The following is a 14,481-nucleotide window of genomic DNA, read 5'->3' as shown; positions in this document are numbered from 1 at the left end:
GCACTCCCAGTCTACTTCTCGGGAGGTCATTCCTACTTCTCGGCGGACTCTGCGATCCGGAGGTCCAGGGGCACGTCGATCGGGAACGAGCCGAAGAGACGGGTCGTCGCGACGGCGGCCGCTTCACGCACAGCGTCGGCAGCAGTCTCAGCGTGTTCCTGCGGCACGTGCAGGATGACCTCGTCGTGAAGGAAGAACGCCAGGTGCGGTGCCTGCGCGAAGGGACCGGATGCTGCGGCCGTGGTGTACCCCTCGGGGATCTGCCGCAGGCGATGACGGATCTCGGCGAGCCAGATCAGCGACCACTCCGCGGCCGTGCCCTGCACGACGAAGTTCCGGGTGAACCGGCCCCAGTCGCGGGCCCGGCGGCGGGCGAGTGCCACCACTGCCGGATCGGCATCGGCGCCGGTGGCATCCGCCTGCAGACGCATCCACTCCACCGAAGGTCGGGGTGACGACCGGCCGAGCCAGGTGGACACGATGCCGCCATCCTCGCCCGTGCGCGCCGCCGCGTCGACGAATGCCATGGCGCGCGGGTAGACCTTCCTCAGACGCGGGACGAGCCGCCCGCTGTCACCGGTCGTGGCACCGTACATCGCCCCGAGGACGGCGTACTTCGCCTCCTCCCGCGTGGCGACTGCTCCGGAGGCGACGACACCGGCGTAGAGATCGCTCCCCCGCGCCGCCCGGGCCATCGCCTCATCCGAGGCCATGGCCGCGAGCATCCGCGGCTCCAGCTGCGCGACATCCGCCACGATGAGAGTCCATCCGGGGTCGGCCCGCACCGCGGGGCGCAGACTCCGCGGAAGCTGAAGCGCGCCTCCGCCGGCAGAGGCCCAGCGCCCGGTGACCACGCCGCCGGGGATGTACACGGGACGGAAGCGACCTTCGTGCACCCACTCAGCGAGCCAGGCCCAGCCGTTGGCGCTGAGCAGACGGGAGAGCTTCTTGTATGCGAGCAGCGGTTCGACGACCGGGTGATCGTGCTCGGCGAGCTCCCACCGGCTCGTGGACTCCACCTGCACTCCGACGCGATGCAGCGCTCTGAGCAGTTTCTGCTGACTGTCCAGATGCAGTGAGGGGTCGCCGAGGAGCTCCCGCACCCGATCGCCGAGCTCGACCATGCGGCTCGGCGTCCCGCCGGCGACCGGGCGGGTGCCCAACGTTTCGGTCAGGATCGCATCGTGCACGCCCTCGTCCCAGGGCAATCCCGCGGCCCGCATCTCCTCCGCGATGAGTCCGCCCGCAGACTCCGCCGCGCACAGCAGCGTGAGGCGTCCATCCGGCGCTGCGGCCATCACTTCGCGCTGGGCTCGGTACTGATCGAGCATCGTGCCGATCGGATCGTCTCCGCTCGCGTCATCGAACACGTCGAACAGCGACGGCGCGGCAACGGTCGGTTCGCGCCGTTCCCACTCGTGCGCTCCCGGAAGCGGGGTGGGCACGGCGGAGGTGTCGCGCAGGATCGCGTGGCACAGCACCAGATCGTGACTGCGAGAGATGCGCACGCCGTCGCCGAGAAGGAGGGCATAGGTCTCCGCAGCGGTGCGAATGATCCACCGCGGAGCATCGGCGTCTTCGGCGGAGCGGACCCATCCCGGGAGCTCCTCGGCACGCAGAGACGTACGGTTCTGCTCCTCGTCATCCGCGTCGAGCTCGATCGCGACGTACTCCTGCGGGCCGACGGAGATGAGCGCGATTCGTCGTTCGATGCCCGACGCCGGCGCTGTCATCGGTGGCGGGCGCAGGCACCGCTCATGCGAGCCCGGATTCCTCGGTGCGCACGAGGATGCAGCCGCACTCGGGGCAGGAGACCACGAGGTCGTCCGCCGCGCGGCGAATGTCGTTCAGATCGGTGCTGGGAAGCAGGATGCGGCAGCCCTCGCAGGTGCCGCGGGTGAGAAGTGCGGCGCCGGCACTGTTCGTCGCGCGACGCGCGTACTCGGCCAGGAGCTCCGGCGAGACGCCCTCGGCCACGGCTGCCCGATCGCGGGCGAGCTGCGCTCCCAATTCGGTCGCCGCGGCGACATCGGCCTTGGCCTGCGCGGTCAAGGCCGACCCCTCGGAAGTGGTCGTCTCGAGGAGCGCCTGCTGTGCTGCGACCGCGGCCTCTGCCTCTTCGAGCCGTCCCATGACGTCGAGCGCGGCATCTTCGAGGTCGCTCTGCCGCCGGGCGAGGCTGGCGAGCTCGTGCTCGAGCGCCTGCGCGTCTTTCGAGTTGGTCGATGCGGCGAGTCGTTCGGCGTCACGGTTGCGTCGCGCCTCGACCACGGCCACATCGGACTCCAGCCGCTTCAGCTCGGTGCGCACGTCGTCGCGGGTACCGGTGAGTGTCGTGAGCTCGCGGAGCTGCTCCTGACGGATGGAGACGAGCTCGGTGATCCGCCCCGCCTGGCTCGGCTTGGTGCGGGCGCGCTCGGCCTGCGCGATGCGCCGGTCGAGGTCGGCGATGTCGAGCAGGGTGCGCTGGTTCTCGGGGCTGGCGTTCACGCTCTCAAATCTAGTCGCTGCGGCGACATCCGCCCATCAGCGCACGTCGCCGTCGACGTAGTACCACTGCCGATCCTCGCGGACGAAGCGGCTGCGCTCATGCAGAGACCCTCGCTCGGTGCCCTGGCGCCAGAGGGCCTCGAACTCCACGACACCCTGGTCGTCGAACGGACCGCCGGCCAGACGATCGAGCACCAGCAGTCGCCGCCATTCGAGATCCGGCTCGAAGTCGATCGTGCGCGGTCTCGACGTCGGGTGCCATGTGCGCAGCAGGTGCGTCGCGTCGCGCAGACCGAACGCCGTGTACCGCGACCTCATCAGGCGCTCGGCGGTCGGAGCCGGCGCGCCCTGCAGCAGCGGACCGCAGCAGGATCCGAACACCTCGCCCGACGAGCACGGGCATCGCGCCGCATCCTCGATCACGATGTCATCCGACGCCATGTCCGCCTCCGCTGTCATTCCCTCAGCGTACGCTCGGAGGAAACGCACCGGAGGAGTCACGATGACCACTGTCCCCACCTTCACCGCCCACAACGGCTTCGCCCTCCCGGCGATCGGGCTCGGCACTTATGCGCTCAACGGCGATGCCGGAGCAGACGCCGTCGCCGGGGGCATCGGAGCGGGATACCGCCTCATCGACACGGCCTTCAACTACGAGAACGAGGGATCGGTCGGCCGAGGCGTCGCCGCGTCCGGCGTCGACCGCTCGGAGATCATCGTCACCACGAAACTGCCCGGACGCCACCACCCGTCCGCGAAGGCGCGCACCAGCATCGAGGAGAGCCGTTCGCGCCTCGGGATCGACGCGACGGACCTGCACCTCATCCACTGGCCGAACCCGAGCCAGGACGAGTACGTCCAGGCGTGGGCAGCACTCGTCGATGCGCAGGCCCGTGGAGTGGTGCGGCAGATCGGCGTCTCGAACTTCCTGCCGGAGCACCTGGAGCGCATCGAGCGCGAGACCGGCGTGCGCCCCGTCGTCAACCAGATCGAGGCGCACCCGTACTTCCCGCAGGAGGAGCAGCTCGCGTACCACCGCGAGCACGGCATCCTCACCGAGGCGTGGAGCCCTCTCGGGCGTGCCAAGGAGCTGCTCGACGAGGCGGTGATCCATGAGGTCGCCGCAGCACACGGTGCGACCCCGGCGCAGACGGTCCTCGCGTGGCACGTCGCCCGGGGCACGGTATCGATCCCCAAGGCGTCGTCGCGGGAGCACCAGGAGGCGAACCTCGCGGCGGCCGAGATCGTGCTCGATGACGCCGAGGTGTCTGCGATCACCGCACTCGGCCGCCCCGACGGCCGGCTGTTCGACGCCGACCCGAGGACCCACGAGGAGTCCTGACCGGCGTCGGGTCAGACGTTCTGGGTCCCCAGCACCCGCAGGAACTCGAGTTTGCTCGCTGCCTCGCTGCCCGGCGTCGCCGTGAGCACGATCAGCGCCTGCGACTCGTCTTCGGTGAAGAGCGCCTGACAGTCGACCTCGATCTCACCGAGCTCGGGGTGCACCATGATCTTGTGCTGCTCGAACCGGCGGCTCACCTCATGCGCGTCCCACAGCTCGACGAACTCCGGGCTGCGGGCCGTCAGCTCTGCGACGATCTCTCCCGCTCGTGATCGAGCCCCCATCACACCGTGGGCCGCACGCAGCGACCCGACGAGCGCGCGTGCCTGTCGGGGGTGATCGACCTCGCGATACCGGCGCCGCTCATCGTCCGGATAGGCGAACCACCGGTAGATGCCGCTGCGGTCGAGACCGGTGAGCGCGCTCGCGTCGCCCACGAGCGCGCGGGAGGCATCGTTCTGCACGAGCACCTCGTCGAGCAGCGAGACGACGAAGGCGGGGGTGTCGTGCAGCCGATCGAGCACGCGCAGGATGCCGGGCCGCACATAGTCGGTCACGCGGGCGCGGTTAGGAGCACTGTGTCCGCAGAGCCGGAACAGGTAGTCGCGCTCGTCTTCGGTCAGCCGCAGCGCACGGGCGAGCGAGGTGAGGATCTGCACGCTGGGCTGCGGTCCTCGCCGCTGTTCGAGGCGCGTGTAGTAATCGGTCGACATCATCGCCAGCTGGGCCACCTCCTCGCGGCGCAGCCCCGCGATACGACGGCGCGCGCCCGTGGAGAGCCCCACGTCCGCAGGGGTCAGTGACTCCCTCCGACGGAGGAGGAACTCGGCGAGAGCATCTCGATCCATTCCTGAAGTATCCACCGGCATCGGCGCACATTCCAGGGACCGCCGATCCCTGGATGACCGCTCTCTGGAGCAGCAGCCGGGCGGCGCCGAGGCTGGGGACATGAACATCAGCGGAAACACCATCTTCATCCCCGGTGCGACCAGCGGCATCGGGCTCGCGCTCGCCGTGCGCCTCCACGACCGTGGCAACACGGTGATCGTGGGCGGGCGTCGCCAGGACCGCCTCACGGCGATCGCCACCGAGCATCCCGGCATCCACACGGTGCGGATCGACACGGCGGATGCGGGCAGCATCGACGACGCGTCACGCACGGTACGCGCCGAGCACCCCGAACTGAACGTGCTCATCACGATGGCCGGTGTCATGCGCACCGAGGACTGGACAGCCCCGTCGAGCTTCCTCGCCACGGCTGAGGAGACGGTCACCACGAACATCCTCGGGCCGATCCGCCTCATCGCCGCGTTCATCGAGCACCTGCGCGCGCAGCCGGACGCGACGATCATGACGGTCTCTTCCGGACTCGCCTTCGCCCCACTCCGGGTGACGCCCACGTACAACGCGAGCAAGGCCGCGATCCACATGCTCAGCGAATCGCTGCGCCTGCAGCTCGCGGATACGACGGTGTCGGTTCTCGAACTGGAACCGCCGGCGGTGCGCACCGCCCTCATGCCCGGGCATGAGGAGAACGAGGCCGCGATGCCGCTCGACGAGTTCATCGACGAGGTGATGGGGCTGCTCGAGTCGCAACCGGATGCGGCGGAGATCCAGGTCGAGCGCGTGAAGTTCCTCCGGTACGGCGAGGCCCGGGGTGACTACGGCCAGGTCGTCGCCACCCTCAACCGCACGGATCCGCACGGCCGGTGAGAGCGAGAGGCACCGGTTCGCGCCGGTGCCTCTCAGCGACGCAGATCCGCGGCGGCCGCCTGCAGCGCATCCGCCGACTGACGCAGCAGCGCCAGCTCGTCGCTCGAGAACGAGGTGTTCCGGATCGGAATCGCACCCTTCGCGCTCACGATCGAGGGGACGGACAGAGCAACGCCGTCGATTCCGTGGAAGTCGCGCAGCACGGTGCTCACGGGCATCACCGCGTGCTCGTCGCGGAGGATCGCCTCGACGATCCGCGCACTGGACAGACCGATCGCGTAATTGGTCGCGCCCTTGCCCTGGATGACCTTGTATGCGGCATCGCGCACGTCGACAGCGATGTCCTGCAGCTCATCGAGGGTGAATCGCGGGTGATCCGGCGTCTCCCACTCCAGGATCGGGACCGTGCCGATGGTCGCCCGCGACCACAGCGGGAACTCCGTGTCGCCGTGCTCACCGATGATGTACGCGTGCACGCTGGCGGTCGACACTCCGGCGCGCTCCCCCAGCTTCCAGCGCAGTCGGGAGGTGTCGAGCACAGTGCCTGACGCGAAGATCCGTTCCGGCGGGAGCCCGGTCTCCTCCTGCGCGATCACCGTCAGCACATCGCAGGGGTTGGTGACGATCACGTAGATCGCGTTCGGCGCGACCTCGAGCAGATTCGGCATCATGCGGCGGATGATGCCCGCGTTCACCTCGGCGAGCTCGATGCGGGTCTGACCCGGTTTCTGCTTCGCCCCGGCGGTGATCACCACGACGTGCGAGCCTGCCGCCACCGAGATGTCACTGCCGCCGATGATGTCGCTCGAACCGGTGAACTGCGTCCCGTGCGCGAGGTCGAGCACCTCGGCCTCGACCTTCTCGGTCGCGATGTCGTACAGCGCGACGTGGCGCGCCGATCCGCGGATCAGTGCCGCGTAGGCGACACTCGATCCCACGCTCCCCGCGCCGACGACCGTGAGCTTCGAGTTCTCGATGATCTCCATGCGCTCAGTCTTGCAGTGGAGGGTCCCGCTCCGGGAGGGGTGGTCCCGTGAGAACCTCAGAGCGCCGCCGCGACGGCGGCAGCCGCGGTCGCGTGCGCGAACCGGAACCCCGTGCGCTCCAGCACCTGGGGACGCACGTCTGCGTCGGGCAGCAGCAGCGACTCCGCGGCGTCACCGAGCACGAGGCGGAGCGCCCACGCCGGTGCAGGGAGCCAGAACGGACGGTGCATGCGAGCGGCGAGGGCACGGCCGATGTCGTTGGCGGACGCCGGTGCGGGTCCGGTCAGGTTCACGGGTCCGGTGATCTTGTGATCGAGCACATGACGAATCGCTGCCACCTCGTCATCGAGCGAGATCCACGGCCACATCTGCGTCCCTCGTCCGAGCGGACCGGAGACACCGAACCGAGTCAGCTGGATGAGTGGCTTGAGGACGCCGCGCCGGTGGATGACCGGGGCCGTGCGCAGCAGAGCGACCCGGGTGTGGTCCTCGGCCTGACGGGCCTCGGCCTCCCAGCGCACCGTGAGGTCCGCCAAGAAGGTCTGACCGGCGGCGGAGTCCTCCGTGAGGATCTCCCCCGGGGCGGAGCCGTAGTAGCCCACGGCGGATGCCGAGACGAGTGCGGGGGCGTCGGACCGCAGGGAACGGAGAGCGGTCGTGATCGTCCTGGTCGCCTGCAGACGCGAGTCGACCAACTCACGACGGTACCGCTTGGTCCACGGCAGACGGCCGACGCTGGCACCACCCAGTGCGACGATCGCTTCGGCTCCGGCGAGGACGTCCGGATCGAGGGCACGCTCCCCCGGTTCCCACTGCGTCTCGTTCTCCGCTCGCGGAGCGCGTCGGACGAGAGTCGTCACCTCGATTCCATCAGCGCGGAGCGAAGACACGAGCGCCGAACCGATCAGTCCCGATGCTCCGCTGATGACGATGCGTCGCGCCACGTGTGAGACCTCCCCGTCCCTCGATCATCGAGTCTTGCCGTGCATCCGAGGGTACGCGCTGGAGACGCGAGCGCCCGCAGGCCTTGCGCTGAGGACTCGGTCGAGGTAGGTCGACTACGGGTCACTTCTCGCTGCGGGGAGTCAATCAGCCCGTCGGTAGTGCGTCATGATCGCCCCGTTGCGGAGCGGAGTCGCGGAAACCAACTCGAGTCGCCGAGTACTCGGCAGACCGGCCTCGAAAAGGGTCGGGCCGTGCCCGGCGATCCGCGGATGGACCAGGAACCGGTACTCGTCGATCAGGTCCAGCCGGTCGAGTTCGGTCGCCAGCGAGGCGCTGCCGAGAAGCACTCCGGCCGGCGTGTCGTCCTTGAGCTTCTGCACGCCCTCGCGCAGATCACCGGTGATGCGGTGACTGTTCGCCCAGGGGAAGTCCTCGCGGGTGGATGACACCACGTACTTGGGCTTGGCGTCGAGCGCGACCGCCCACTCGCGCATCGTGGCGTCCGCCTCCACGTCTCCCCGGGCGACCGCCGGCCAGGCGCTCTCCATCATCTCGTAGGTGGTGCGCCCCCAGAGCATCGCGCCGGCTTCATCCATGAGCTGCGTGAAGAGGGGGTGAGTCTCCTCATCGGCGATCCCCTCCCGATGATCGACGCAGCCGTCGAGGGTGACGTTGATGCAGAAGGTCAGGGTACCCATGCGGGGAGCCTAGGACTGCAGGGCGGCGACCACCAGGGGTCGAGGTGAGGATGTGGGCCCTGCCGGGATCGAACCGACGACATCCACGGTGTAAACGTGGCGCTCTACCAGCTGAGCTAAAGGCCCTGGTGCACCCAGTGTATCGGCCACCCGATGCGCACCCGTGTCGTAGAAGAGGGATAGGCTGATTGCGGCGCGCGTTGTGCACAGCTGACAAGGCTGCCCGTGTCGCTTCCCGTTTCCTTGGCATGACCTGCCAGCTTGACGAAAGGTTCGCCCCGTGACCGTGCACGACCAGGATCCTTATTCCCAGGGCCCCCTCGACAGCGATCCGGAGGAGACCGGCGAGTGGCAGCAGTCCCTCGATGAGCTGGTCGATGCCAAGGGGCACGGCCGAGGCCGCGAGATCATGCTCAGCCTGCTCAAGCGCTCGAAGGAGCTGCACCTGGGCGTGCCGATGGTCCCGACGACGGACTACATCAACACCATCGCTCCCGAGAACGAGCCCGAGTTCCCCGGTGACGAGGAGATCGAGCGCCGCTACCGCGCCTGGATCCGGTGGAACGCCGCCATCACGGTGCACCGCGCCCAGCGCCCTGGTATCGGCGTCGGCGGTCACATCTCGACCTACGCCTCGTCGGCGGCTCTGTACGAAGTCGGCTTCAACCACTTCTTCAAGGGTGCCGACAACCCCGGCGGTGCGGACCAGATCTTCATCCAGGGGCACGCCTCCCCCGGCACCTACGCCCGCTCCTTCCTCGAAGGACGCCTGAGCGAGGACCAGCTCGACGGCTTCCGCCAGGAGAAGTCGCACGCGCCGCACGGCATCCCCTCCTACCCGCACCCGCGCCTGATGCCGGAGTACTGGCAGTTCCCGACCGTGTCGATGGGCCTCGGCCCGATCAACGCGATCTACCAGGCGATGTCGAACAAGTACCTCGAGAACCGCGGCATCAAGGACACGTCCCAGTCGCACGTCTGGGCGTTCCTGGGCGACGGCGAGATGGACGAGGTCGAGAGCCGCGGCCAGCTGCAGGTCGCCGCCAACGAAGGTCTCGACAACCTGACCTTCGTCGTCAACTGCAACCTGCAGCGCCTCGACGGCCCGGTGCGCGGCAACGGCAAGATCGTCCAGGAGCTGGAGTCGTTCTTCCGTGGCGCCGGCTGGAACGTCATCAAGGTCGTCTGGGGCCGTGAGTGGGACGACCTGCTCGCCCGCGACACCGAGGGCGCGCTGCTCAACCTGATGAACGTCACCCCCGACGGTGACTACCAGACGTACAAGGCCGAGTCCGGCGCATACGTCCGCGAGCACTTCTTCGGCCGCGACGAGCGCGCAGCCGCCCTCGTCAAGGACTACTCCGACGACGACATCTGGAACCTCAAGCGCGGCGGCCACGACTACCGCAAGGTCTACGCCGCCTTCAAGGCAGCGACCGAGCACAAGGGCAAGCCCACCGTCATCCTCGCGAAGACCGTCAAGGGCTACGGCCTCGGTCCGCACTTCGAGGGCCGCAACGCGACCCACCAGATGAAGAAGATGACGCTGGACAACCTCAAGACGTTCCGCGACGCGATGCACATCCCGATCACGGACGCGCAGCTCGAAGAGAACCCGTACCTGCCCCCGTACTACAACCCGGGCCCCCAGGACGAGACGATCCAGTACATGCTCGAGCGCCGTCAGGCACTCGGCGGCTACCTGCCGGAGCGCCGCTCGACGCACGTCGGCCTGTCGCTGCCGGACGACACCGCATATGCGCTTCCCAAGAAGGGCTCCGGCACGCAGGAGATCGCCACCACGATGGCGTTCGTCCGTCTGCTCAAGGACCTGCTGCGTTCGAAGGACTTCGGACACCGCATCGTGCCGATCATCCCGGATGAGGCGCGCACGTTCGGCATGGACGCGTACTTCCCCTCGGCGAAGATCTACAACCCGAACGGCCAGCACTACACGTCGGTCGACCGTGAGCTGCTCCTCGCCTACAAGGAGAGCCCGCAGGGCCAGATCGTGCACGTCGGCATCAACGAGGCCGGCGCACTCGCGGCCTTCACCGCCGCCGGAACCTCCTACGCCACGCATGGCGAGCCGCTCATCCCGGTCTACATCTTCTACTCGATGTTCGGCTTCCAGCGCACAGGCGACGCTCAGTGGGCTGCCGGAGACCAGATGGCACGCGGCTTCATCATGGGCGCCACCGCCGGTCGCACCACCCTCACCGGTGAAGGCCTCCAGCACGCCGACGGCCACTCGCACCTGCTCGCCGCCACCAACCCGGCGACGATCTCGTACGACCCGGCCTACGGCTACGAGATCGCGCACATCGTGCGCTCCGGTCTCGAGCGCATGTACGGCGGCAACCACGAAGACCCGAACGTGATGTACTACATCACGCTCTACAACGAGCCTCTCGTGATGCCCGCCGAGCCGGAGGACGTGGACGTGGACGGCATCGTCCGCGGCATCCACCGCGTCTCGGTCGGCGAGGGCGAGGGCCACCGCGCACAGCTGTTCGCGTCGGGTGTCGGACTCCCCTGGGCTCTCGAGGCCCAGGAACTGCTGAAGAACGACTGGGGCGTGATCGCTGACGTGTGGTCGGTGACCTCCTGGACCGAGCTGCGCCGCGACGGCCTCGCCGCCGACGAGCACAACTTCCTGCACCCCGAAGCCGAGCCGCGCACCGCGTACCTCACTCAGAAGCTCCAGGGCGCCGAAGGTCCGGTCGTCGCGGTCAGCGACTTCATGCACGCCGTGCAGGACCAGATCCGCCCGTGGGTCCCGAACCGCTTCGCCACGCTCGGCGCCGATGGCTTCGGCTTCTCGGACACCCGCGCAGCCGCTCGTCGCTTCTTCAAGATCGACGGCCCGTCGATCGTGGTCCGCACGCTGCAGTCGCTCGCCGAAGACGGCAAGGTCGACCGCTCGCTCGCGGCTCAGGCGATCGAGAAGTACCGTCTGCACGATGTGAACGCCGGAACCAGCGGCAACGCGGGCGGCGAAAGCTGAGCCCTCGGTGACAGGTTCTTCTCCTTCCGGCATGGACAAGGCCGCGACGCTCACCTGGCTGCGCCGGATCTCCGGTGACATCGCCTCGGTGACGATCAAGCGCCTGGAGGACACCCTCCCGTGGTACGCCGACATGCCACCAGCCCGCCGCTCCGCGGTCGGGCTGGTGGCCCAGGCGGGCATCACGTCGTTCATCCAGTGGTACGAAGACCCCACCTCCACGCCATGGATCGCGGCCGATATCTTCGCGGCGGCTCCGCGTGAGCTGCTGCGGAGCGTCAGCCTCCAGCAGACGCTGCAGCTGATCCGGGTGACCGTCGAGGTCACCGAGGAACGCGTCGCCGGCAGAGGCAACGATCTCCGCGAGGCGATCCTGCTCTATTCGCGCGATGTCGCCTTCGCCGCGGCCGACGTGTACGCGAGGGCCGCCGAGGCGCGCGGCCTGTGGGACGCCCGGCTCGAAGCCCTCGTCGTCGACTCCATCCTCACCGGCGAAGCCGACGAGGAACTGCCGAGCCGCATCGCGGCACTCGGCTGGCACGGCCACGGCGAGGTCGCCGTCCTGGTCGGCACCACACCCCCGCAGTTCGATGTGGATCTCGTCCGCCGAACCGCCAGGAAGCTCGCCGTCGACGTCCTCATCGGTGTGCAGGGCTCTCGACTCGTCCTCGTCCTCGGGCGTGCGCGCGCTGAAGGGGCCGAAGGGGAGGAAGAGGAGCTCGGGTTCCAGGAGATCGCGACCCGACTCGAGCCGTCGTTCGGACCGGGCTACGTCGTGCTCGGCCCCGCCGTCGCGGCTCTCGTCGACGCGAGTCAGAGCGCCCGCGCCGCTCTCGCCGGCTTCGCGGTGGCCCGCGCCTGGCGCAGCGCTCCTCGCCCGGTCGAGGCCGACGACCTGCTCCCCGAGCGAGCCCTCGCCGGCGACCCGCTCGCGAAGCAGACTCTGATCGAGCGCATCTTCCGTCCGTTGCAGGCGCACTCCACAGACCTGGTCACGACGCTCTGGAGCTACCTCGACAACGGCCGCTCCCTCGAGGCGACGGCCCGCGAGCTCTTCGTGCACCCGAACACGGTGCGCTACCGACTCAAGCGCGTGAGCGAGGTCATCGGGTGGGATGCCACCGGTCCCCGCGAGGCGCTCATCCTGCAGACAGCGCTGATCCTCGGCTCGATCGGGACCGCCGAACAGGTGCGGCGACGGGTCCCGCTTCGACGCCCGCAGCGCTGAGACCGGCGGATCTGTACGCCACACACAAGGGTTTCTCGCAATCTTGTGATGGATCATCCACCGCTCCGCCGCAATCGTTGACAGACTGGGGGGGTGATTGTCGTCGTATGCCCTGGTCAGGGCTCGCAGACCCCCGGTTTCCTCGCTCCTTGGCTCGAGCTCGACGGAGTGGCCGAGCGCCTCGCCGCGTACTCGGATGCCGCAGAGGTCGATCTCCGCGAACACGGCACGGTGTCGGATGCCGACACGATCCGCGACACGCGCATCGCGCAACCGCTGATCGTCGCGGCCTCCCTGATCGCCGGTGACGCCCTGGTGCAGAAGGCCGGGCGGCGCGCCGACGGAATCGCCGGACACTCGGTGGGCGAGATCGCGGCGCTCGTCGGGAGCAGCGTGATCGATGCCGAGACCGGCATGCGCCTCGTCGGTATCCGTGGTCGCGCCATGGCCGATGCCGCCGCGCAGGAGCAGACCGGCATGAGCGCAGTCCTCGGTGGTGACGAAGAAGCGCTCCTCGCACGGCTCGCCGAACTCGACCTGTTCCCCGCGAACTACAACGGCGGCGGTCAGATCGTGGTCGCCGGCGCGCTTCCGGCCCTCGCAGCTCTCGCCGAGGAGCCTCTCAAGGGCACGCGCGTGATCCCGCTCCAGGTCGCGGGCGCATTCCACACGCGCTACATGGCCTCTGCGGTCTCGGCCCTCCGCGACGCGGTCGCCGACGTCGCGCCCGCGAACCCCGACATCACGCTGTGGACCAATCGTGACGGCTCCGTTGTCGCCGACGGCACACAAGCGCTCAGCTATCTCGTCGACCAGGTCTCCTCCCCCGTGCGCTGGGACCTGTGCATGCAGTCGTTCTCCGACGCCGGGGTCACCGGCGTGATCGAGCTCGCGCCCGCTGGTGCTCTCGTCGGGCTCGCCAAGCGCGGCCTGCGCGGCGTTCCGACCGTCGCAGTGAAGTCCCCTGAAGACCTCGATGCAGCCGTCGCGCTGCTGAACGGAGAAGCCGCATGAGCGTCACCCTCGCCCAGGTCACCGGCCCCGCCTACACGCGCATCTACTCGTACGGTGCTGCACGTGGCGAGAATGCCGTTCCGAACGAAGACCTGATCGGGCCGATCGACTCCAGCGACGAGTGGATCCGCCAGCGCACCGGCATCATCACCCGCGCCCGGGCCGACAGGGGCACAGACGCCATCGACCTCGCCACCACGGCAGCAGCAGAGGCCATCGAGAAGTCGGGCGTGCCGGCCGATCAGGTCGACCTGGTGATCGTCGCGACCATCAGCAACCCGAAGCAGACCCCCTCGGTCTCGGCCATCGTCGCCGACCGCGTGGGCGCGAATCCTGCCGCTGCCTACGACATCAACGCGGCGTGCGCCGGCTACGCCTACGCGATCGCCCAGGCCGACGCACTGATCAAGGCCGGAGCAGCCCGCTACGCCCTGGTCATCGGCACCGAGAAGCTCTCCGACGTCGTCGACCCGACCGACCGCAGCATCTCCTTCCTCCTCGGCGATGGAGCGGGGGCCGCGCTGATCGGCCCGAGCGAGACACCGGGCATCGCCCCCGCCGTCTGGGGGTCCGACGGCTCCAAGGCCGACGCGGTGGGGATGAACGGCACGCTCACCGATTTCCGCGACGGCGTGGTGCCGTGGCCGACGCTGCGCCAGGAGGGCCCGACGGTCTTCCGCTGGGCCGTCTGGGAGATGGCCAAGGTCGCACGGGAGGCACTGGACAAGGCGGGCGTCGAGCCCTCCGACATCGCGGCCTTCATCCCCCACCAGGCGAACATGCGCATCATCGACGAGTTCGCGAAGCAGCTGAAGCTGCCGGAGACCACGGTGATCGCCCGGGACATCGAGACCACGGGCAACACCTCGGCGGCATCGATCCCGCTGGCGAGTCACCGTCTCATGGCCGAGCACCCCGAGCTCTCGGGCGGTCTCGCGCTGCAGATCGGCTTCGGCGCCGGACTCGTGTTCGCCGCACAGGTCGTCGTCCTTCCCTGAGAATGCGCTGACCTTCTCTAGACTGTTCCACGGTTCCGAATACAACCCGCAAGAAAGAGG

The 14,481-nt window shown here is 68.7% G+C and carries 13 protein-coding genes and 1 tRNA gene; 6 read left to right on the top strand and 8 right to left on the bottom strand.

Annotation, left to right across the window (positions count from 1 at the left end):
- Positions 1-32: 32 nt before the first annotated feature.
- The 3 genes from AC6CHX_RS01755 to AC6CHX_RS01745 are packed head-to-tail and all read right to left on the bottom strand — an operon-like array spanning position 33 to position 2,949.
- Positions 33-1,733: a bifunctional 3'-5' exonuclease/DNA polymerase gene (locus AC6CHX_RS01755; RefSeq protein ID WP_498271415.1), complete on the bottom strand. Its 1,701-nt coding sequence runs from the start codon at positions 1,731-1,733 to the stop codon at positions 33-35.
- 22 nt (positions 1,734-1,755) lie between these two features.
- Complete coding sequence (locus AC6CHX_RS01750; protein WP_498271414.1) at positions 1,756-2,490, bottom strand: zinc ribbon domain-containing protein; 735 nt, start codon at positions 2,488-2,490, stop codon at positions 1,756-1,758.
- A gap of 36 nt (positions 2,491-2,526) precedes the next feature.
- Positions 2,527-2,949, bottom strand: coding sequence for a YchJ family protein (locus tag AC6CHX_RS01745; protein WP_498271413.1), 423 nt, complete (start codon positions 2,947-2,949; stop codon positions 2,527-2,529).
- 43 nt (positions 2,950-2,992) lie between these two features.
- Here AC6CHX_RS01745 and AC6CHX_RS01740 point away from each other — a divergent pair, with 43 nt between their 5' ends.
- Positions 2,993-3,832, top strand: coding sequence for an aldo/keto reductase (locus AC6CHX_RS01740; protein ID WP_498271412.1), 840 nt, complete (start codon positions 2,993-2,995; stop codon positions 3,830-3,832).
- Between the two features lie 11 nt (positions 3,833-3,843).
- Here the strand turns inward: AC6CHX_RS01740 and AC6CHX_RS01735 are convergent, their stop codons facing one another.
- Positions 3,844-4,680: a helix-turn-helix transcriptional regulator gene (locus AC6CHX_RS01735; RefSeq protein ID WP_498271411.1), complete on the bottom strand. Its 837-nt coding sequence runs from the start codon at positions 4,678-4,680 to the stop codon at positions 3,844-3,846.
- A 100-nt stretch (positions 4,681-4,780) separates the two neighbouring features.
- On the opposite strand from AC6CHX_RS01735, the gene AC6CHX_RS01730 reads away from it, so the two are divergent.
- Complete coding sequence (locus AC6CHX_RS01730; protein WP_498271410.1) at positions 4,781-5,545, top strand: SDR family oxidoreductase; 765 nt, start codon at positions 4,781-4,783, stop codon at positions 5,543-5,545.
- Between the two features lie 32 nt (positions 5,546-5,577).
- Here AC6CHX_RS01730 and AC6CHX_RS01725 read toward each other — a convergent pair whose 3' ends face one another.
- From AC6CHX_RS01725 to AC6CHX_RS01710, 4 genes are all read right to left on the bottom strand, one after another.
- Complete coding sequence (locus AC6CHX_RS01725) at positions 5,578-6,531, bottom strand: L-lactate dehydrogenase (protein WP_498271409.1); 954 nt, start codon at positions 6,529-6,531, stop codon at positions 5,578-5,580.
- A 56-nt stretch (positions 6,532-6,587) separates the two neighbouring features.
- Complete coding sequence (locus AC6CHX_RS01720) at positions 6,588-7,475, bottom strand: TIGR01777 family oxidoreductase (RefSeq protein WP_498271408.1); 888 nt, start codon at positions 7,473-7,475, stop codon at positions 6,588-6,590.
- A 141-nt stretch (positions 7,476-7,616) separates the two neighbouring features.
- A complete protein-coding gene (locus AC6CHX_RS01715; protein ID WP_498271407.1) occupies positions 7,617-8,174 on the bottom strand; it encodes a dihydrofolate reductase family protein in 558 nt (185 codons plus the stop codon).
- A gap of 53 nt (positions 8,175-8,227) precedes the next feature.
- Positions 8,228-8,300: transfer RNA gene (locus tag AC6CHX_RS01710), tRNA-Val, on the bottom strand.
- 154 nt (positions 8,301-8,454) lie between these two features.
- On the opposite strand from AC6CHX_RS01710, the gene aceE reads away from it, so the two are divergent.
- The 4 genes from aceE to AC6CHX_RS01690 all read left to right on the top strand — a co-directional run bounded on the left by aceE (position 8,455) and on the right by AC6CHX_RS01690 (position 14,421).
- Complete coding sequence (aceE, locus tag AC6CHX_RS01705) at positions 8,455-11,181, top strand: pyruvate dehydrogenase (acetyl-transferring), homodimeric type (protein WP_452327585.1); 2,727 nt, start codon at positions 8,455-8,457, stop codon at positions 11,179-11,181.
- 31 nt (positions 11,182-11,212) lie between these two features.
- Entirely contained in the window at positions 11,213-12,409 is a 1,197-nt protein-coding gene (locus tag AC6CHX_RS01700; RefSeq protein WP_136042067.1) for a PucR family transcriptional regulator, read from the top strand.
- Positions 12,410-12,502: 93 nt separating this feature from the next.
- A complete protein-coding gene (locus AC6CHX_RS01695; RefSeq protein WP_498271406.1) occupies positions 12,503-13,423 on the top strand; it encodes an ACP S-malonyltransferase in 921 nt (306 codons plus the stop codon).
- Positions 13,420-14,421, top strand: a complete 1,002-nt coding sequence (locus tag AC6CHX_RS01690; protein WP_498271405.1) for a beta-ketoacyl-ACP synthase III — start codon at positions 13,420-13,422, stop codon at positions 14,419-14,421. The genes AC6CHX_RS01695 and AC6CHX_RS01690 overlap by 4 nt, the downstream gene beginning before the upstream one ends.
- Positions 14,422-14,481 lie beyond the last annotated feature (60 nt).

Source organism: Microbacterium sp. GQ128, from assembly GCF_059758615.1.
Note: the sequence above shows the minus strand (reverse complement) of the source record. Positions and strands in the feature narration are given on the sequence as shown.